This is a genomic window from Massilia eurypsychrophila, from assembly GCF_002760655.1.
GTDB lineage: Bacteria > Pseudomonadota > Gammaproteobacteria > Burkholderiales > Burkholderiaceae_D > JAFCUW01.
The window spans coordinates 1-1,301 of sequence record NZ_PDOC01000075.1; the positions used below are offsets into that span (position 1 = coordinate 1).

1 rRNA gene is annotated in these 1,301 nt (G+C 49.2%); it reads right to left on the minus strand.

The features are described from left to right. A 23S ribosomal RNA gene (locus CR105_RS27380) occupies positions 1-1,159 on the minus strand; the annotation flags it as partial. Between the last annotated feature and the right edge of the window lie 142 nt (positions 1,160-1,301).

Here is a 1,301-nt window from a genome sequence, read left to right on the forward strand (position 1 = left end):
ATATCCGCAGCTTCGGTGACTGGCTTAGCCCCGTTACATCTTCCGCGCAGGACGACTCGATCAGTGAGCTATTACGCTTTCTTTAAATGATGGCTGCTTCTAAGCCAACATCCTGACTGTTTTAGCCTTCCCACTTCGTTTTCCACTTAGCCAATCTTTGGGACCTTAGCTGGCGGTCTGGGTTGTTTCCCTCTTGACGCCGGACGTTAGCACCCGACGTCTGTCTCCCAAGCTCGCACTCATCGGTATTCGGAGTTTGCAATGGTTTGGTAAGTCGCAATGACCCCCTAGCCATAACAGTGCTCTACCCCCGATGGTGATACTTGAGGCACTACCTAAATAGTTTTCGGAGAGAACCAGCTATTTCCAAGTTTGTTTAGCCTTTCACCCCTACCCACAGCTCATCCCCTAATTTTTCAACATTAGTGGGTTCGGACCTCCAGGGCGTGTTACCGCACCTTCATCCTGGCCATGAGTAGATCACTTGGTTTCGGGTCTACACCCAGCGACTGTCGCCCTATTCGGACTCGATTTCTCTACGGCTTCCCTATATGGTTAACCTTGCCACTGAATGTAAGTCGCTGACCCATTATACAAAAGGTACGCAGTCACGGAACAAGTCCGCTCCTACTGTTTGTATGCACACGGTTTCAGGATCTATTTCACTCCCCTTCCGGGGTTCTTTTCGCCTTTCCCTCACGGTACTGGTTCACTATCGGTCGATTACGAGTATTTAGCCTTGGAGGATGGTCCCCCCATATTCAGACAGGATTTCTCGTGTCCCGCCCTACTTGTCGCACGCTTAGTTCCACACATCGCATTTCGTATAAGGGGCTATCACCCTCTATGGCCGGAGTTTCCAATCCGTTCTACTATGCGTCATGCTAAAACGTGCAGGCTCATCCCATTTCGCTCGCCACTACTTTGGGAATCTCGGTTGATTTCTTTTCCTGCAGCTACTTAGATGTTTCAGTTCGCCGCGTTCGCTTTGCATACCTATGTATTCAGTATGCAATGACCTAAAAGGCCGGGTTACCCCATTCGGAAATCTGCGGATCAAAGTGTGTTTGCTCACTCCCCGCAGCTTATCGCAAGCTACTACGTCCTTCATCGCCTGTAATCGCCAAGGCATCCACCATGTGCACTTATTCGCTTGTCCCTATAACGTTAGCCTCTCAGCCGACTAAGCCGAAAGACGTTACAGAGATAAGAGTACAGCGTTGTTGTTTGTTGCGATTTACAATCACTACCCATCATCTGACCTGTCGGTCAGACGATTAAAACTTTACTTCTTCCAAATT